16 protein-coding genes are annotated in these 17,039 nt (G+C 73.0%); 11 read left to right on the forward strand and 5 right to left on the reverse strand.

Going from position 1 to position 17,039, the window contains the following annotated elements; translation table 11 throughout:
* From ACF1BE_RS18310 to ACF1BE_RS18325, 4 genes are all read left to right on the forward strand, one after another.
* Positions 1-449 (forward strand): alpha-glucosidase C-terminal domain-containing protein (locus ACF1BE_RS18310; RefSeq protein WP_392200058.1); only part of this gene is annotated, 449 nt, incomplete at its 5' end.
* A 29-nt stretch (positions 450-478) separates the two neighbouring features.
* Positions 479-1,843, forward strand: a complete 1,365-nt coding sequence (locus tag ACF1BE_RS18315; RefSeq protein WP_392200059.1) for a maltokinase — start codon at positions 479-481, stop codon at positions 1,841-1,843.
* A 3-nt stretch (positions 1,844-1,846) separates the two neighbouring features.
* Complete coding sequence (glgB, locus tag ACF1BE_RS18320) at positions 1,847-4,087, forward strand: 1,4-alpha-glucan branching enzyme (RefSeq protein WP_392200060.1); 2,241 nt, start codon at positions 1,847-1,849, stop codon at positions 4,085-4,087.
* Between the two features lie 92 nt (positions 4,088-4,179).
* Positions 4,180-5,268, forward strand: coding sequence for a glutamate--cysteine ligase (locus tag ACF1BE_RS18325; protein WP_392200061.1), 1,089 nt, complete (start codon positions 4,180-4,182; stop codon positions 5,266-5,268).
* Positions 5,269-5,291: 23 nt separating this feature from the next.
* Here ACF1BE_RS18325 and ACF1BE_RS18330 read toward each other — a convergent pair whose 3' ends face one another.
* On the reverse strand, positions 5,292-5,525 hold the full coding sequence (locus ACF1BE_RS18330; protein ID WP_392200062.1) for a DUF6480 family protein: 234 nt from the start codon (positions 5,523-5,525) through the stop codon (positions 5,292-5,294).
* A 150-nt stretch (positions 5,526-5,675) separates the two neighbouring features.
* On the opposite strand from ACF1BE_RS18330, the gene ACF1BE_RS18335 reads away from it, so the two are divergent.
* The 5 genes from ACF1BE_RS18335 (at position 5,676) to ACF1BE_RS18355 (ending at position 12,360) form a co-directional block, all read left to right on the forward strand.
* Positions 5,676-7,574: an AMP-dependent synthetase/ligase gene (locus tag ACF1BE_RS18335; protein WP_392200063.1), complete on the forward strand. Its 1,899-nt coding sequence runs from the start codon at positions 5,676-5,678 to the stop codon at positions 7,572-7,574.
* A gap of 151 nt (positions 7,575-7,725) precedes the next feature.
* Positions 7,726-8,160: an ATP-binding protein gene (locus ACF1BE_RS18340; RefSeq protein WP_392200064.1), complete on the forward strand. Its 435-nt coding sequence runs from the start codon at positions 7,726-7,728 to the stop codon at positions 8,158-8,160.
* 194 nt (positions 8,161-8,354) lie between these two features.
* Positions 8,355-9,731 carry an NAD(P)/FAD-dependent oxidoreductase gene (locus ACF1BE_RS18345; protein ID WP_392200065.1) on the forward strand — a complete coding sequence of 459 codons (1,377 nt, stop codon included), beginning with the start codon at positions 8,355-8,357 and terminating at the stop codon, positions 9,729-9,731.
* A gap of 98 nt (positions 9,732-9,829) precedes the next feature.
* Positions 9,830-10,039 (forward strand): DUF4287 domain-containing protein, encoded by a 210-nt coding sequence (locus tag ACF1BE_RS18350; RefSeq protein ID WP_392200066.1) that lies wholly within the window; start codon positions 9,830-9,832, stop codon positions 10,037-10,039.
* Between the two features lie 98 nt (positions 10,040-10,137).
* A complete protein-coding gene (locus ACF1BE_RS18355) occupies positions 10,138-12,360 on the forward strand; it encodes an FUSC family protein (protein WP_392200275.1) in 2,223 nt (740 codons plus the stop codon).
* 4 nt (positions 12,361-12,364) lie between these two features.
* On the opposite strand, the gene ACF1BE_RS18360 is transcribed toward ACF1BE_RS18355, so the two are convergent.
* Both ACF1BE_RS18360 and ACF1BE_RS18365 read right to left on the reverse strand, forming a co-directional pair.
* A complete protein-coding gene (locus ACF1BE_RS18360) occupies positions 12,365-13,213 on the reverse strand; it encodes a SigB/SigF/SigG family RNA polymerase sigma factor (protein ID WP_392200067.1) in 849 nt (282 codons plus the stop codon).
* Between the two features lie 234 nt (positions 13,214-13,447).
* On the reverse strand, positions 13,448-13,876 hold the full coding sequence (locus ACF1BE_RS18365) for an ATP-binding protein (protein ID WP_392200068.1): 429 nt from the start codon (positions 13,874-13,876) through the stop codon (positions 13,448-13,450).
* Between the two features lie 121 nt (positions 13,877-13,997).
* Here ACF1BE_RS18365 and ACF1BE_RS18370 point away from each other — a divergent pair, with 121 nt between their 5' ends.
* Together ACF1BE_RS18370 and ACF1BE_RS18375 are read left to right on the forward strand one after the other, a co-directional pair.
* Positions 13,998-14,225: a hypothetical protein gene (locus tag ACF1BE_RS18370; RefSeq protein ID WP_392200069.1), complete on the forward strand. Its 228-nt coding sequence runs from the start codon at positions 13,998-14,000 to the stop codon at positions 14,223-14,225.
* Between the two features lie 287 nt (positions 14,226-14,512).
* Positions 14,513-14,968: a cyclic nucleotide-binding domain-containing protein gene (locus ACF1BE_RS18375; RefSeq protein ID WP_392200070.1), complete on the forward strand. Its 456-nt coding sequence runs from the start codon at positions 14,513-14,515 to the stop codon at positions 14,966-14,968.
* A 58-nt stretch (positions 14,969-15,026) separates the two neighbouring features.
* Here ACF1BE_RS18375 and ACF1BE_RS18380 read toward each other — a convergent pair whose 3' ends face one another.
* Complete coding sequence (locus tag ACF1BE_RS18380) at positions 15,027-16,325, reverse strand: MFS transporter (RefSeq protein WP_392200071.1); 1,299 nt, start codon at positions 16,323-16,325, stop codon at positions 15,027-15,029.
* An 85-nt stretch (positions 16,326-16,410) separates the two neighbouring features.
* Positions 16,411-17,025 (reverse strand): LysE/ArgO family amino acid transporter, encoded by a 615-nt coding sequence (locus ACF1BE_RS18385; protein ID WP_392200072.1) that lies wholly within the window; start codon positions 17,023-17,025, stop codon positions 16,411-16,413.
* Positions 17,026-17,039 lie beyond the last annotated feature (14 nt).

Consider the following 17,039-nt stretch of genomic DNA (forward strand, 5'->3'; position numbering starts at 1 on the left):
CCGGCTTCTCCTCCTGCGACCCCGGCCGCCTCTTCCTCCCCGCGATCATGGACCCGGTCCACGGCTACCAGGTCACCAACGTCGAGGCCTCCATGTCGTCCCCGTCCAGCCTGCTGCACTGGACCCGCCGCATGATCGAGATCCGCAAGCAGAACCCCGCCTTCGGGCTCGGCTCCTTCACGGAACTGCCGTCGTCGAACCCGGCGGTGCTGGCCTTCCTGCGCGAGTACGGCGACGACCTGGTGCTGTGTGTGAACAACTTCTCCCGCTTCGCCCAGCCCACCGAGCTCGACCTGCGGGCCTACGACGGCCGGCACCCGGTCGAGCTGATCGGCGGGGTGCGTTTCCCCGCCATCGGTGAGCTGCCGTACCTGCTCACCCTCCAGGGCCACGGCTTCTACTGGTTCCGGCTCACCCGAGTCGCATCCCGCATCGGCCGCCGCCGCTGATCCCGGCGCCGAGGAAAGGACGCGTCACCATGCCGAAGACCATCACTCCCCGACCGAGAACCGCCGTCGGCGTCGACGGCCCCCTGGTCTCGCTCGGCGCACTGCTGCGTGAGTGGTTGCCGAGGCAACGCTGGTTCGCGGGGAAGGACCGGCCCGTCACCGACCTGTCGGTGCTGTCCGTGACAGAGCTGTTCCCGGGGTGTCTGCACCTGCTGGTGCACGCCTCGCACGCGCCGGTGCCGGCCCCCGGCGGCACTCCCCCGCCCGGTGACTGCTACCAGCTGCTGCTGGGCCTGCGCCCGCACCTCGCCCCCCGCCTGGAGCGGGCCTTCATCGGGCGGGCGGTGGAGGGCCCGCTGGCCGGGCTCGCCGTCTACGACGCGCTGCACGACCCGCGCGCGGCCCATCTGCTGCTGGAGCGGCTGCGGCAGCCCGGCACGGCGGGCCCGCTGCGGTTCGAGGCGGACCCGGCCGCCCATGTGCCCGGGGAACTGCCGCCACGGCTGCTGGACGCCGAGCAGTCCAACTCGTCGATCGTGTACGGCGACGCCTACATCCTGAAGGTGTTCCGCCGGATCCAGCCGGGCGTCAACCCGGACCTGGAGGTGTCGGCCGCACTGGCCCGGCAGGGCTGCACCCGGGTGCCCCCGCCGGTGGCCTGGTTCACCACGACCGCCCCGCGCCCGGCCACCCTCGGGGTGCTGCAGCCGTTCCTGCCGGACGCCACCGACGGCTGGACGCTGGCGCTGCGCGCGCTCGCCGCGGGCGACGACTTCACCGCCGAGGCCCGTGCGCTGGGCCGGGCGATGGCCGAGGTGCACCTGGCGCTGGCCGGGGCGTTCCCGTCGGCCGGACCGGGTGAGAACAGCGGTACGGCCGAGGCGATGTGCGCGCGGCTGGACGCCGCCGCGCACGCCGTGCCCGCGCTGGCGCCCTTCGTCCCCGGCCTCAGGGCCGCGTTCGGGGCGCTCGCCACCTGCGACACCGGACCGCCCGCCCAGCGCATCCACGGCGACCTGCACCTGGGGCAGGTACTGCGGGCCGGCCGCGACTGGTTCGTCATCGACTTCGAGGGCGAACCCTCCCGCCCGCTCACCGAGCGGCGGGCCCCGCAGTCCCCGGTGCGCGATGTCGCCGGGATGCTGCGCTCCTTCGACTACGCGGCCCGGCAGCGCCGCCCCTGGCGGCCCGAGTGGGCGCGCCGCTGCCGGGAGGCGTTCTGCGCGGGCTACGCGGCCCGCGCGGGCTGGGATCCACGCAAGAAGCACGCGCTGCTGCGCGCGCACGAGACGGACAGGGCGGTGTACGAGGTGCTGTACGAGGCAAGACACCGGCCGGACTGGCTGCCGGTACCGATGGCGGCGATCAAGCGGCTCGCCGTGTGGGGAGGCTGACCCATGGCACTGCGCGACACGACGCCTCCCGAGGCCGCGGGCCCGAGGCCGCCCGAGGCCGACCCTCCCCCGGACGCCGTCCGGGTGGACCCCCATCCCGTTGCGCTGGACCCCGCCGACCGCGGCCGGCTGCTGGCCGGCACGCACCACGATCCGCACGGTCTGCTGGGCGCCCACCCGGTGCCGGGCGGCACCCTGGTCCGGGCGCTGCGCCCGAACGCCCGGGCGGTGAGCGTCCTGGCCGACGGGACGCGCACCGCGCTGACGTCCGAGGGCGACGGACTCTTCGCTGCCGTCCTGCCCGGTTCGAAGATCCCGTCGTACACGCTGCTGGTGGCGTACGACGACGGGGAGCAGGAGGTGCACGACCCGTACCGCTTCCTGCCCGCCCTCGGCGAGCTGGACCTGCATCTGCTCCGGGAGGGCCGGCACGAGCAGCTGTGGCGGGCGCTGGGGGCCGAACCGATGGTCCACCAGGGCGTGGCCGGCACCCGCTTCACCGTGTGGGCGCCGAACGCCCAGGGGGTGCGGGTGGCCGGTGACTTCACGTACTGGGACGGCACCCAGTACCCGATGCGCTCGCTCGGCGCGTCCGGGGTGTGGGAGCTGTTCCTGCCCGGTGTCGGCGAGGGCACCCGGTACAAGTTCGAGATCACCTCCCGGTACGGCCACCGGTTCCTGAAGGCCGACCCGATGGCGCGGCTCACGGAGGTGCCGCCGGACACCGCGTCGGTGGTGACGTCCTCGCGGTACGCATGGGGCGACACGGAGTGGATGGCGCACCGCGGTGACATCCCCGTGCACCGGGCGCCGTTCTCGGTGTACGAGGTGCATCTGCCCTCCTGGCGCCCGGGCCTGACCTACCGCCAGCTGGCGGAGGAACTTCCCGCCTACGTCCGGGAGATGGGCTTCACGCACGTGGAGCTGATGCCGGTCGCCGCGCATCCCTTCAGCGGTTCCTGGGGCTACCAGGTCACCTCCTACTACGCGCCGACGCCCCGGCTCGGCTCGCCGGACGACTTCCGGTACTTCGTGGACGCCTGTCACCGGGCCGGCCTCGGTGTGATCATGGACTGGGTGCCGGCGCACTTCCCCAAGGACGACTGGGCGCTGGCCCGGTTCGACGGTGACCCGCTGTACGAACCCGGGGACTCCCGGCGGGCCGAGCATCCGGACTGGGGAACGTACGAGTTCGACCTCGGGCGGACCGAGGTGCGCAACTTCCTCGTCGCCAACGCGGTCTACTGGTGCGAGGAGTTCCACATCGACGGGCTGCGCGTGGACGCCGTGGCCTCCATGCTCTACCTCGACTACTCGCGCGACTCCGGCCAGTGGGAGCCGAACGTGTTCGGCGGGCGGGAGGACCTGGACGCGGTCGCCTTCCTCCAGGAGATGAACGCCACCGTGTACCGGCGCTGCCCGGGCGTGGTGACCATCGCCGAGGAGTCGACCGCCTGGGAGGGCGTGACCCGGCCGACGGACAGCGGCGGCCTCGGGTTCGGGCTGAAGTGGAACATGGGCTGGATGCACGACTCGCTGGAGTACATCCAGAAGGAGCCGGTGCACCGCAGGTACCACCACAACGAGATGACCTTCTCGATGGTGTACGCCTACAGCGAGAACTACGTCCTGCCCGTCTCCCACGACGAGGTCGTCCACGGCAAGCAGGCCCTGGTGTCGAAGATGCCGGGCGACTGGTGGCAGCGGCGCGCCAACCACCGCGCCTACCTCGGCTTCATGTGGGCCCACCCGGGCAAGCAGCTGCTGTTCATGGGACAGGAGTTCGCGCAGGGGGCGGAGTGGTCCGAGGCGCACGGCCCCGAGTGGTGGCTGCTCGCCGACGACTACCACTCCGCCGGCGACCACCGGGGCGTACAGGACCTCGTACGGGATCTGAACACGGTGTACCGGCAGACGCCGGCGCTGTGGGAGCGGGACACCGACCCGGGCGGCTTCCGGTGGGTGCTGTGCGACGCGGCGGACGACAACGTCCTGGCGTTCCTGCGTCTCGCCGCCGACGGCACCCCGCTGCTGAGCGTGTCGAACTTCTCCCCCGTCGTCCGGCACGGCTACCGCCTGTGGGTGCCCGACGAGGTCCCCGCCTGGCGGCAGGTGCTGAACACCGACGGCGTCCGGTACGGCGGCGGCGGGGTCGGTACCGAGGGGCCCGTCAAGCCCGAGGGCGGGTTCCTGGAGCTGACGCTGCCGCCGCTCGCCACCGTCTGGCTGGGTCCGCAGGGCTGAGCATCCCAGGTGTCGGGGCCGCCCGAGGGGGCAGTCGAGGTCGTACAGACCCGCGACTGCCCCTTGAGGCACTGACAGAAGGGCGGCACCACGTGCGCACCGTCGGAGTGGAGGAGGAACTCCTCCTGGTCGACCCGGACAGCGGCGACCCCAAGGCGCTCGCGGCGCCCGTGCTCGCCCGCGCCGCCCAGGACGATCCCGGTCAGGACGTGTTCGAAAAAGAACTGTTCGGGCAGATGCTGGAATTCGCCACGCATCCGCAGTCGGACATGACGGCCCTCGGCGACGAGATCGTGCGCTGCCGAAAGGAGGCGGCCCGGCACGCCGGCCAGATCGGCTGCGGGGTCGCGGCGCTCGCCAGCTCCCCCCTGCCGGTGAGCCCCTCCCTCAGCATGAACGAGCGCTACAAGTGGCTGGCCGAGCGGTACGGGGTGCCCACCCGCGAGCAGCTCGTGTGCGGCTGTCATGTGCATGTCTCGGTGGAGTCCGACGAGGAGGGCGTGGCGGTCCTCGACAGGATCCGGCCGTGGCTGCCGGTGTTCCGCGCGATCAGCGCGAACTCGCCGTTCTGGCAGGGCCGGGACACCGACTACCACAGCTACCGCAGCCGGGTGTGGGAGCGCTGGCCGTCGGCCGGGCCGACCGAGCTGTTCGGCTCCCCCGAGCGGTACCACGGGCGGGTGACGGACATGGTGGCCACCGGCGCCGTACTCGACGAGGGCATGGTCTACTTCAGCGCACGGCTGTCCGCGGCCTACCCGACGGTGGAGATCCGCGTGTCGGACGTGTGCCTGAACGCGGAGACGGCCGTGCTGATCGCCACGCTGATCCGGGCCCTGGTCGAGACCGCCGCGCGGGACTGGCGGGCCGGCCGGCCGCCGCTCGACCACAGCGTCAGCCTGCTCCGGCTCGCCGACTGGCAGGCCGCCCGCTTCGGCCTCGACCAGGAGCTGCTCGACCCGGTGACCCTGCGGCCGCGGCCCGCGCCCGAGGTGCTGCGCTCGCTGCTGGAGCATGCCGGCGACGCGCTCGCCGACAGCGGTGACGCGGACCGCGCCGAAGAGGCCGTCGCCGGCCTGCTGCGGCACGGCAACGGCGCCCGCGAGCAGCGGCTGCTGCTGGAGCGCACCGGCAGCCTGCGGGACGTCGTGACCGAGTGCGTGCGCCGTACCCAGGGCTGAGCGCCCAGGGCTGAGGGCGCCGGTCAGAGGAGCAGCACCAGGGCGTACACCAGGAAGAAGGCCGCGACCAGTACGACCAGCACCAGGATCAGGGTCAGCGGGGTCTTGGCCCAGCCTCTGCTCCGGGCGTCCGGCTGGCGGGGCCCCGCCTCGGGCATGCTGCTCTCCGCGGGTGGGGTCTCACCGGGCGGGACTCCCCCGCCCGGCTCCAGTCCGGTCGTGCGCTCGGGTTCCGGATCGGGGTTCACATGGCTCATGCCGTACGAGTCCCCAGAACACGACCGGATCATCAGCCGATCACGACTTACCCGTTCCCGGCACCGAACGCGCTCACCTGGGCTACATTCGAGCACCGCCGACACCGAGCCGATCGGCGGAGTGACCCTCCGTACACCCAGGAGCAGCGCATGCGCAACGTCGCCCTCGCTCCGGCCGTCACCCCGCCGCTCACCGGCGGCCTCGCCGACAGCGTCTTCGAGACGGCGGACCGGAACCCCACCCTGCCGATGCTCGCCCGCCGCGCGGACACCGCCGCGACCGGGTGGGAGGAGGTGACGGCGGTCGAGGTGCGGGACGAGGTGCTCGACGTGGCCAAGGGCCTGGTCGCCGCCGGCGTCTCGCCGGGCCACCGCGTGGCCCTGATGGCCCGCACCCGGTACGAGTGGACGGTGTTCGCCCACGCGCTGTGGGCCGTGGCCGCCGAGGTCGTGCCGATCCATCCGGCCGCCTCGCGCGAGCAGGTCGAGTGGATCCTGCGGGACGCCGGCTGCGTGGCCGTGGTCGTGGAGGACGAGCAGGGCGTCATGACCGTCGGCACCGTGTGCGCCCGGCTGCCGTTGCTGCGGCACGTCTGGCAGCTGGACGCGGGCGCGCTGTCCGCGCTGGCCGAGCGGGGTGCGGTGGTGCCGTACACGACCGTGGCGTCGCTGCGCCGGATCGTGCTGCCCGACGCCACGGCGGCCGTCGTCTACACCTCCGGCACCTCGGGCCGTCCGATGGGCTGCGCGCTGAGCCACCGCGGCCTGGCCTACCCCTGCGACACCCTGCTGGCCGGCTGGGGCCACACCGCCGCCCCCGCCGGCGAACAGCCCGCCGTCCTGGCCTTCCTGCCGTTCTCCCACGTCTACGGCATCATGATCATGCTGACGTGCGTGCGCGGCGGGATCCTGCTGGGGCACGAGCCGGAGCTGACGGAGGCGGCGCTGGCGTCGGCGCTGGCCACGTTCCGGCCGACGTACCTGTACGGCGTGCCGTCGATGTTCGAGAAGCTGTACAAGAACTTCCTGCGGGTCGCGGAGCAGGCGGGCCGGGGCGCCCTGTTCGAGCGGGCCGCGCAGACCGCGCGGGACTTCGCCGCGGCCGAGGAGCGCCGGCGGCTGGGCACCGGGCCGGGCCCCGGGTTCGACCTGAGGCTGCAGCACGCCCTGTACGAGCGGACGGTCTACCGCCGGCTGCGGGCGGCGCTCGGCGGCCGGGTGGTGCGCGGCACCTCGGGAGGCTCCTCGCTCGACCGCGGTCTGTCCCTGTTCTACGAGGGCATCGGTGTGTACGTCCACGACGGGTACGGGCTCACCGAGTCCTGCGGCGGGATCACCATGCAGCCGCTGGGCCGGGAGAAGTCCGGGACGGTGGGCCGGCCCCTGCCGGGCACCGACGTGCAGGTGGCGGACGACGGGGAGATCCTGGTGCGCGGGCCGTCGGTGTTCCAGGGCTACATCGGCGACGAGGCGACGACGCGGACCACGCTGCGCGGCGGCTGGCTGGCCACCGGGGACATCGGGCGGCTGGACTCCGAGGGCTATCTGACGATCACCGGGCGCAAGAAGGACATCATCGTCACCAGCGGCGGCAAGAGCGTGGCCCCCGCCCTGCTGGAGCAGCGGCTGCGCATGCATCCCCTGGTGCACCAGGCCGTGGTGATCGGCGACGACCGGCCCTGCGTCGGCGCCCTCATCACTCTGGATCCGGACTTCCTCGCGCACTGGCGGGCCGCCCTGCGGCTCCAGGGCGAGGGCACGGGCCGGGAGGCGCGCGAGGAGAACGCGCTGCGGGAGGAGATCACACGGGCCGTCGCCTCCGCCAACAGCGCGGTGTCCCGCGCGGAGTCCATCAGGGTCCACCGGGTCCTCCAGGAACCGTTCGCACCGGAGAACGGGCTGCTCACGCCGTCCATGAAGCTGCGCCGGGCCGCCGTCGTGCGGCACTACGCGGCCGAGATCGAGGCGATGTACCAGGCGCGTTCCCAGGGGCGGCGGGGCCCGGTGGCGACGGCCGACTGGGACGAGCCGGACGACGTCTTCCGCTGAGCAGGCGCACGCGGGGACCGCTGTGGCAAGGGGGACGGATAGCCTGCCCGGCTTGGGGAACCCGCAGCGCAGGCAGAGATCAGCAACGACGACCGTCCTGGTCGGAAGGGGCCGGGCCGGCCCCTTCTCCGCCCGGACCGGGGAATGCGAGATGGCGACGGAGCCGCGTTGGGACGAGACACCGCCCTCGGAGGAGACGTACGAGCGTACGTTCTCCTTCCCGGGTGAGCTGCGCAACGTCACGGAGGCCCGGGTCGCGGCCGAGGAGTACCTGGGTGGGCTCGCCGTGAGCGCACCGCCGGGCGCGCCGGAGTACTGGGACGACATACTGCTGGTCGTGACGGAGCTGGCCGCGAACGTGATCCAGTACGCGCCCGGCCCGTTCGACCTGCGGATGCGCCGCACCTTCGACGGGGTGCACGTGACGATGCGGGACACGAACACGACCAGACCGGAGCCGCGGCCCTTCCACCCGCGTACGGGCGGCGGCGGCATCGGCTGGCATCTGGTGCACACCCTGTGCACCCAGGTGAGCGTCGTCGTGCACGAGGACGGCAAGGACATCCACGCGTTCCTGCCCTGGTGACAGGTGTTCGACGTGTAGGTGTACGTCAACCGGTTACTCCGCCCGGTGCGGGGGCACGTTGATCCCCACGCGTTCGTCTGCCTGCCGTACCCAGCTGGCGGCACGGCTGGTGCCACGGTGGGATCGGAGTCGGTGTACAGCGATCCAGGGCATGCGAAGGCGTCGAGTCGGACCGCCCGGAGCCGCAGAAAGGGATGAACACCGTGACACGACCCAGGATCCTGGTGGTTGGCGCAGGCTTCGCCGGAGTGGAGTGCGTCCGCCGCCTGGAGCGGAAACTCGCCCCTGGCGAGGCCGACGTCACGCTGGTGACGCCGTTCGCCTATCAGCTCTACCTGCCGCTGCTGCCCCAGGTCGCCTCCGGCGTCCTCACGCCGCAGTCGATCGCCGTCTCCCTGCGACGCAGCAGCAAGTACCGCACGCGGATCATCCCGGGCGGTGCGATCGGGGTGGACCCGAAGGCCAAGGTGTGCGTCATCCGCACCATCACCGACAAGATCGTCGACGAACCCTACGACTACATCGTGCTGGCACCGGGCAGCGTGACCCGCACCTTCGACATCCCGGGCCTGACCGAGCACGCCTTCGGGATGAAGACGCTCGCCGAGGCCGCCTACATCCGCGACCACGTCATCTCGCAGCTCGACCTCGCGGACGCCAGCGACGACCCGGCCGAGCGGGCCGCGCGGCTGCAGTTCGTGGTGGTGGGCGGCGGGTACGCCGGCACCGAGACCGCGGCCTGTCTGCAACGGCTCACGCACGCGGCCGTACAGCGCTATCCGCGCCTGGACCCGGGCCTGATCAAGTGGCACCTGATCGACATCGCGCCCAAACTCATGCCGGAGCTGGGCGACAAGCTCGGCCGCAGCGCGCAGGAGATCCTCAAGCGGCGCGGGATCGAGGTCTCGCTGGGCGTGTCGATCGGCAAGGCCGGCCCGGAGGAGGTCACCTTCACCGACGGCCGGGTCGTGCCGACACACACCCTGATCTGGACGGCGGGCGTGGTGGCCAGCCCGCTGATGGCCACGCTGGGCGCGGAGACGGTCCGCGGCCGGCTGGCGGTCACCGCGGAGATGTGCCTGCCGGGCCACGACGGCGTGTTCGCGCTCGGTGACTCGGCCGCCGTACCGGATCTGGCGAAGGGTCAGGAGGGCGCGGTCTGCCCGCCCACCGCGCAGCACGCCATGCGGCAGGGCCGGAAGGTCGCCGACAACGTCATGGCGGCGCTGCAAGGCCGGCCCCTGCAGCCGTACGCGCACAAGGACCTGGGCCTCGTCGTCGACCTCGGCGGCAAGGACGCGGTCTCCAAGCCGCTGGGTGTCGAGCTGCGCGGGGTTCCCGCGCAGGCCGTGGCGCGCGGCTACCACTGGTCGGCCCTGCGCACCAACGTCGCCAAGACCCGGGTGATGACCAACTGGCTGCTGAACGCGGTCGCGGGCGACGACTTCGTGCGCACCGGTTTCCAGGCCCGCAAGCCCGCCCGGCTGAAGGACTTCGAGTTCACCGACTCCTATCTGACACCGGAGCAGGTCCGGGCCCGGGTGGAGGGCGCGGCCCTCGACCAGCTGTGATGTGACGCGGATCACCGGAGGACCGCCGATCGATCTCGAGGGGACCGGCGGTCTTCTCCGGTGACCGAACACCACGTCACACGGACGGAGCACCCGGCATGACCGAGAAGGACCTCAAGGGCCCGGCGAGCTACTTCCCCTCGATCGAGAGGAAGTACGGCCGTCCGGTCGGCGAGTGGCAGGAGCTGATCCGTTCCTCGCCGCTGACGAGGCACATGGAGCTGGTGGCCTGGCTCAAGTCCGAGCACGGCCTCGGGCACGGGCACGCCAACGCCCTGGTGGCCGCTACCCTGGCCGGGGACGAGTAGCCCGACGCCGCGTGCGATGCTGGGTCGGAGATCATTTTCCGGCACGGGAGAGAGAGCACGGCGGCGTGAGGGCAGCGGGACGGTCGGGGCGGGTACGGATGTGGGACCGGCTCGCGGCTTCGGACCCCGGGCTCCTGCGGGTGACCGCCGGGCTGCGCACGGTCACCGCCATCGCTCTCACCCTCGCGGTACTCGCCGCGCTGCGGGTGCCGGTGCCCCAGCTGGTGGCCGGCGCGATGGCGGCCATGGTCGCCACCTTCGCCGTCCGGGAGAAGCAGCGCGGCCCGCAGGCCGTGACCCTCGCGCTCGGCCTGCCCGTCGCCCTGGCCTCCGTGGCGCTGGGCGCGCTGCTGAACCAACGGGTCGTCGCGGGCGACCTGTTCTTCGTCGCCCTCATCTTCAGCGCCGTCTACGGCCGCCGGTTCGGCGACCGCGGCACGGCCCTGGGGCTGATCGGCTTCCAGATCTACTTCCTCTCCCTGTTCGTGCACGCGACCGTGTCCGCGCTGCCCGCGCTGTCCGGCGTCCTCTGCGTGGCGTTCGCGTGCAGCGCGGCCACCCGGTTCGTGCTGCTGCCGCAGACCCCGGCGGGCACCCTGGACCGGCTGCGGCGGGCGTTCCGCGCCCGGCTGGCCCAGCTCATCGCCACCCAGGCCGAGTTGCTGGACGCCGGACCCGACACGGTCCAGAAGGTCCTGGACGACCTGCGCACCGGCACCGCGCGCCTGCACGAGACGGCCCTGCTGATCCAGGGACGGCTCGAGGACGGCACCTCGGACGCGGGGGTGGCCCGGCTGCTCCAGCGCCGGATCGCCGACGCCGAGATCGCGGCCGAGCGGCTCGGCCTGCTGCTGCTCACCGCGCGCAGCGCCGAGCGGACCGACACCCTCACCCTGCACCTGCCGGGCGCGCCGGTGCCCGCTCCGGGGACGCTGCCGGTGGGGGACGAGGCGACGGCCGCGCTGCGCCGGGACCTGGGGGCGCTGCGGCTGCTGGTGCTGCGGCCCGCCGGGGAGGCGGCGGGGACCGCGCTCGCCCACGTGCGCAACCGGCTGCTCGGCTACCGGGACGAGGAGAACCTGCCCGCGGCGTCCCCGGCCGTGCAGGACGTCTTCCGTGGGCTCGGTGAGGCCGCCCGGGCCGCGCTGGGCCTGCGGCTCGCCCTGGACGGCCCGCAGGACGAGTCGGACGACAGCCCGGCGACCATCCGCTCGCGCGAGGAGCTGGAGGCGGAGGACGCCGCCATCGAGGTGAGCGAGGAGACCGAGCGGGCGGAGGCGGAGCCGGCCGGGCTGCAACGGCCCACCACCCGGGCCGCGGTCCAGGTCGCCGTCGGCTCGGCACTGGCCATCGCCGGCGGCGAGCTGCTGTCCAGCCAGCGCTGGTACTGGGCGGTGCTGACCTGCTGGATCGTGTTCCTCAACACCGCCTCCACCGGCGAGATCCTGGTGAAGGGCTACCGGCGGCTGCTGGGCACGGTGCTCGGCGTGGTGGCCGGCATCGGGCTCGCCGCGCTGGTCGGACACCACACGTGGACGGCTTTCGCGCTGGTGCTGCTGTTCGTCTTCGCGATGTTCTACACCGCGCCCCTGTCGTACACGCTGATGTCGTTCTTCGTCACGGCCATGCTGGGCCTGCTGTACACGCTGCTGGCCACCTACAGCGCGGCGGTGCTGGTGCTACGGGTGGAGGAGACGGCGCTCGGCGCGGCCTGCGGGGTGATCGCGGCGGCGCTGGTGCTGCCGGTCCGCACCGACCGCCGTACCAACGACCTCCTGGTCGCGGTCCTGGACCGGCTCGCCGATGTCACGCGGGGCGCCGTCGACCAGCTCAGCGGCGGAGCGGGCGGCGACCTGGTGGAGCAGGCGCGCGAGCTGGACCAGGCGCTGGCCGACCTGCGCGCGGCCACACAGCCGCTGACCCATCCGATCACCCCGCTGCGCTCCCGGCGGGACACCGCCCGGTACGTGGTCGCGCTCCTGGAGACCTGTGCGTACCACGGACGCTCCCTGGCGGCCACGGCGGAGCTGCTGCCGACGCATCCGGCGATCGCGGCGGACCCGCGGCTGCGCGGGGCGTGCGGGCGGATCGTGCACAACATCGGGGTCATCGCCGCGCATGTGGGGGACCCGAGCTCCACGGCGGAGATGGAGACCGGCCCCAGCATCGCGTCGATGCTGGAGCCGGGCACCCTGCGCACCCCGCGCTACGGCCGCGTGACCGACCGGGTGCTGCGCCATCTCCAGCGCCTGGACGAGGCGGTCTCCGGGCTCGCGCGGCCGCTGGGCGTCACCGGTGGTCCGGCGACGCCGGGCGGATGAGCGCTCACCGCGGCTCGCCGCCGGGACGGCGGTTGCCGAGCACCTCGTCGCGGACGCGGGCGCAGCTGCGGCTGATCAGCCGGGAGACATGCATCTGGGAGATGCCGAGCGTGTCGGCGATGCGGCTCTGCGTCATGTCCTCGAAGAACCGCATGTACAGAATGGCGCGCTCGCGCTCGGGCAGCCGGCGCAGCCCTTCCTTGGCGGCCTCGCGGTCGACGACGACGTCGTACGAGGTCTCCGTAGCGCCGAGCGTGTCGGCGAGGCTGTAACCGTCCTCGGCGGCGGAGAGCTCGGCGTCCAGGGACAGGGTGCTGAAGCTCTCCAGCGCCTCCATGCCCGCGGACACCTCCTCCTCGGTGAGCCCGGTGTGGGCGGCGACGTCGGCGACGGTGGGCTCGGGGCTGCCGGGGTTCTGGGTGAGTTCGCGCCGGGCCACCCGCACCCGGTTGCGCAGTTCCTGCACCCGGCGCGGCACTCTGAGGGCCCACATCCGGTCGCGGAAGTGCCGCTTCACCTCTCCGGTGATGGTCGGCACCGCGTAGCTCTCGAAGGCTCCGCGGGACGGGTCGAACCGGTCGATCGCCTTCACCAGGCCGAGCGCGGCCACCTGGCGCAGGTCCTCGACGGACTCCCCGCGGTCGCGGAACCGGCCGGCGATGCGATGGGCCATGGGCAGCCACGCGGTGACGAGTTCGTCCCTTATGGCATCGCGCTCGGGGCCGTCGTCCAGTTCCGCCAGCCGGGCGAAGAGTTCCGCGGTCTCGGGGGCGTCGTCATGGCTCCGCCGGCCGGGCGCGGCGGGGGCGCCGGCGGTCGTGCCGGGACGGCTTGTCGACATGTCGGTCAGCATGCGGAATCGCTCCTGAACGGGGTTTCAGGGCATCGGCGCCGGAACCTGGTTCCGGGTCCTGGCCCGAACGGTGGTGTCAGGGGTCCCCGCGGGTGAGCCGCCGGCCCGCCGGAAGCGGGCCCGGGCGGCGGTCGTGATACCCGCCGGGCGCGCGCCTCCAGTCCGAAGCACGAGGTTCCGTCTGCCCCTCGCCCTCACGGGCAAACGCCGCTGAGCGGAACTTCGGAAACCGCTTCAGCGCAGCGGTACGACGGCCGTGATGCGCTTGCCGCCGCGGGGCAGCTCCGCCACCCGGACCTCCCGGGCCAGCCGGCACACCAAGGTCCAGCCCCGGCCGCCGGGCCGGGCGCGGTCGTGCCGCTCCGGACGGGGCACCGGGAACGCGTCGCTGCGGTCGCTCACCGAGACCCGGACGCCGCCGGCGTCCACGTCGACGTCGAAGCCGGTTATGCCGCCGCCGTGCACCAAGGCGTTCGTGGCGAGTTCCGAGGTGACCAGGAGCGCGTCCGCCACCGCCCGCGGCGGACAGGGCAGGGAGCGGGCACGGCACCGCTCGGTCACCACGCGCTCCACCGTTCTGCGGGCGTCGGCCGACCGGCGCGGAAGCCGTCGGGGCGGTTCCGCAAGGGGGACGGAGGGGCCGGTGTGATGCATGTCGAGCATCCTTTTCCTCCCTGATCGTGCCCGTTTCACAGTTGCTTCCCTTTTCGCCTGACCCCTCAGGGCGCCCCCAAACACCCGGCATCCCTGTCATCACCGAGCGCCGCGTGGGTATCCGGTCGGCATGACGGATGTCGTGGATGCGGACGAGTTGTTGCGGCGGGTCCGGCGGGGCCGGGACTGTGCGGCCGAGGAGGAACGAGCCTGGCGGGAGCGGGCCCAGGGCCTGACGGCCACGGATCCGGAGGGAGCGCGGGAGGCGGCGGTCCGGGCGGAGACGTACGCGGCGGTGCTGCGGGTGCTGGACGAGGTGGTGAACCCGGGCGGGGACCCGCGCGGACCGGCCGAGTGAAGCAGGTCACCTGACCTGCTTTCGAGGGGGACACCGGCACCCGAGATGGTTTAGTATTCATACATACGTGATGCCGGAGCGGCGCGGAACCGTCCTTCCCCCCTCCCCGCGTCACCGCATACGGCCCTGGCTGGCCTCCCCCGTCCAGCCAGGGCTTTTTGCTGCCCACGGCGGCGCGGGAACATGCGGACCCACTCCCTTCGAGGTGCCCCGCGCGGCGGCAGCGGCTGAAATGGGCTTAGCGAAGTCACCCGAACCGCAACCGCCGCCGGCGAGGAGCCCCGCGCATGACCAAAGCGATCAAACTGCTGACCGCCCTCCCCCAGGCACAGCGCGAGCGACTGATGGAGCTGGCCAAGGAGGCCTCCTTCCCGGAGGACAGCCGCATCTTCGAGGCGGGGGGCACCGCCGACCGGTTCTGGGTGGTCCGTTCGGGCGCGGTCCACCTCGACCAGGAGGTGACAGCCCGGCAGCGGGTGACCGTGGCCACGCTCGGCGCGGGCGACATGCTCGGCTGGTCCTGGTTGTTCCCGCCGTACGAGTGGGACTTCGGCGCCGTGGCGTTCAGCAACGTGCGCGCCTACGAGTTCGACGGGCCGTCGGTGCTCGCGCTGTGCGTGGAGGATCCGCTGCTCGGACTCTCGCTGGTGCGTACGGTGGCCGAGATCCTCGCCCACCGCCTGGAGACGACCCGCGGAAAGCTGATGGACCAGTACGCGATCCGCCGGCGGGGACCGCTGTAGCCGGCCGGGTCCGGGCGGCACACCGCCTGGACCGTCCACGGATTCGCGGGCCGGTGCGTCAGATCCGGTAGCGGCGCAGTGCCGGGACCGCAGCCGCCAGCGCGAGCATCGCGACGACGACCAGCGCGCCGCCGCCCGCGACGGCCGCCCGCGGGCCGAACGCCGAGCCCGCCGTACCGTGCAGCACGTCGGCCAGGCGCGGGCCGCCCGCCACGACCACCGTGAACACCCCCTGCATCCGGCCGCGCATCTCGTCCGTCGCCGCGGACAGCAGAATGGCGCCGCGGAACACCATCGAGACCATGTCGGCGACCCCGGCCACGGCGAGGAAGGCCATGGCCACCCACAGGTTGCCGCTCAGCCCGAACCCCGCGATGGCCACGCCCCAGGCGACGACCGCGCCGATGACCATCCAGCCGTGCCGGCGGGCCCGCGAGAACGCGCCGGAGAAGAGGCCGCCGAGCACCGCGCCGACCGGGATGCCCGCGAACAGCACACCGAGCGCGAGACCCTCGCCGTACGAGCCGTACGTCTGCGCGGCCAGCTGCGGGAACAGGGCACGGGGCATGCCGAGGACCATCGCGACGATGTCGGCGAGGAAGGACAGCAGCAGCACCTTGTGCCGGGCGATGTACCGGAACCCGGCCGCTATCTCGCGCACCCCGGCCCGGCGGGCGGCGGGTCCGCCCAGCGGCGGCAGCGCGGGCAGCCGGAAGACGGCCCAGACGGTCACGCACAGGGCCAGTGCGTCGACGAGGTACAGCGCGGGCAGTCCGATGACCGGGATCAGCGCGCCGGCCAGCAGCGGGCCCGCCACCAGCCCGGTCTGCATCACCGTGGAGCCGAGCGCGTTGGCGGCGGGCAGCTGTTCGGCGGGGACGAGACGGGCGATGGAGGCGCTGCGCGCCGGGGAGTTCAGTCCGAAGAACGCCTGTTGCAGCGCGAGCAGCACCATCAGGACCACGACGGAGTCGAGGCCGGTGACGGCCTGCGCCCAGAACAGCAGCGAGGTCACGGCGATGCCGGCGTTGGTGACCAGCAGCAGCTTGCGGCGGTCCACGGTGTCGGCGACCGCCCCGCCCCACAGCGCGAAGGTCACCATGGGCACGAGGCCCGCGAGGCTCGCGTAGCCGACCCAGGCGGAGGAGTGGGTGATGTCGTAGATCTGCTTGGGTACGGCGACAGCGGTGAGCTGGCTGCCGACGGCGGTGACGATGGTCGACGACCACAGGCGCCGGTAGGCGGGGATCCGCAGGGGGCGGGTGTCCATCGCCCAGCGGCGCCAGCCGGGCCGGGGCGGGGTCTGTGTCACCGGCCCGGCGGGGTCGGTTCCGGCGCTGCTCTCGCTCGTGTCCACGGGTGTCCTGGTTGCTCGTTACATCTTTTTCGCTTCGGGAGCCTGACTATTCCAGGGACTCCTGTGCACGACGAACGAATTCGTCTCAGGAGCCGGCGATCAGAGTCACGCCCAGGATCAGCATGGTGGCGGCGACCAGGCCGTCCAGCACCCGCCAGGCGCCCGGCCGGGCGAGGACCCGGCCGAGCAGCCGGGCCCCGAAGCCGAGGACGGTGAACCAGCACACGCTGGCGAGTGCGGCACCGAGTCCGAACGTCCAGCGCAGCGGGCCGTGGCCGGCGGCGAGGGAACCGACCAGGAACACGGTGTCCAGGTAGACGTGCGGGTTCAGCCAGGTCATCGCCAGGCAGGTGAGCACCGCCCGGCGCCGCGAGCCGGCCGCCTCGCCCTCCGCCCGCAGCCCGGCCCCCGCCCTGAGCACCCGGCGGGTGGCCAGGGCGCCGTAGCAGAGCAGGAAGACACCACCCACGATGCCCACCGCCCGCAGGGCGCCCGGCCAGGCCGTCACGACCGTGCCGACCCCGCCGACCCCGAGTGCGATGAGCAGCGCGTCCGACAGGGCGCAGATGCCGACCACGGTGAGGACGGCGTCGCGGCGCACTCCCTGGCGCAGGACGAAGGCGTTCTGGGCACCGATGGCGACGAGCAGGGAGAGGCCGGTGCCGAATCCGGCGGCCGCGGCGGTCAGGGCGTGGTTCATGCCGTCGACGCTAG

This window comes from Streptomyces sp. NPDC014991 (assembly GCF_043080665.1).
Taxonomy (GTDB): domain Bacteria; phylum Actinomycetota; class Actinomycetes; order Streptomycetales; family Streptomycetaceae; genus Streptomyces.

Bases quoted from the DNA above. Each gene is read 5' to 3' on its own strand.
- ACF1BE_RS18315 (WP_392200059.1), top strand. From the start codon at position 479: ATGCCGAAGACCATCACTCCCCGACCGAGAACCGCCGTCGGCGTCGAC.
- glgB (WP_392200060.1), top strand. From the start codon at position 1,847: ATGGCACTGCGCGACACGACGCCTCCCGAGGCCGCGGGCCCGAGGCCG.
- ACF1BE_RS18330 (WP_392200062.1), bottom strand. From the start codon at position 5,525: ATGAGCCATGTGAACCCCGATCCGGAACCCGAGCGCACGACCGGACTG.
- ACF1BE_RS18335 (WP_392200063.1), top strand. From the start codon at position 5,676: ATGCGCAACGTCGCCCTCGCTCCGGCCGTCACCCCGCCGCTCACCGGC.
- ACF1BE_RS18340 (WP_392200064.1), top strand. From the start codon at position 7,726: ATGGCGACGGAGCCGCGTTGGGACGAGACACCGCCCTCGGAGGAGACG.
- ACF1BE_RS18345 (WP_392200065.1), top strand. From the start codon at position 8,355: ATGAACACCGTGACACGACCCAGGATCCTGGTGGTTGGCGCAGGCTTC.
- ACF1BE_RS18350 (WP_392200066.1), top strand. From the start codon at position 9,830: ATGACCGAGAAGGACCTCAAGGGCCCGGCGAGCTACTTCCCCTCGATC.
- ACF1BE_RS18355 (WP_392200275.1), top strand. From the start codon at position 10,138: ATGTGGGACCGGCTCGCGGCTTCGGACCCCGGGCTCCTGCGGGTGACC.
- ACF1BE_RS18360 (WP_392200067.1), bottom strand. From the start codon at position 13,213: ATGCTGACCGACATGTCGACAAGCCGTCCCGGCACGACCGCCGGCGCC.
- ACF1BE_RS18365 (WP_392200068.1), bottom strand. From the start codon at position 13,876: ATGCTCGACATGCATCACACCGGCCCCTCCGTCCCCCTTGCGGAACCG.
- ACF1BE_RS18370 (WP_392200069.1), top strand. From the start codon at position 13,998: ATGACGGATGTCGTGGATGCGGACGAGTTGTTGCGGCGGGTCCGGCGG.
- ACF1BE_RS18375 (WP_392200070.1), top strand. From the start codon at position 14,513: ATGACCAAAGCGATCAAACTGCTGACCGCCCTCCCCCAGGCACAGCGC.
- ACF1BE_RS18385 (WP_392200072.1), bottom strand. From the start codon at position 17,025: ATGAACCACGCCCTGACCGCCGCGGCCGCCGGATTCGGCACCGGCCTC.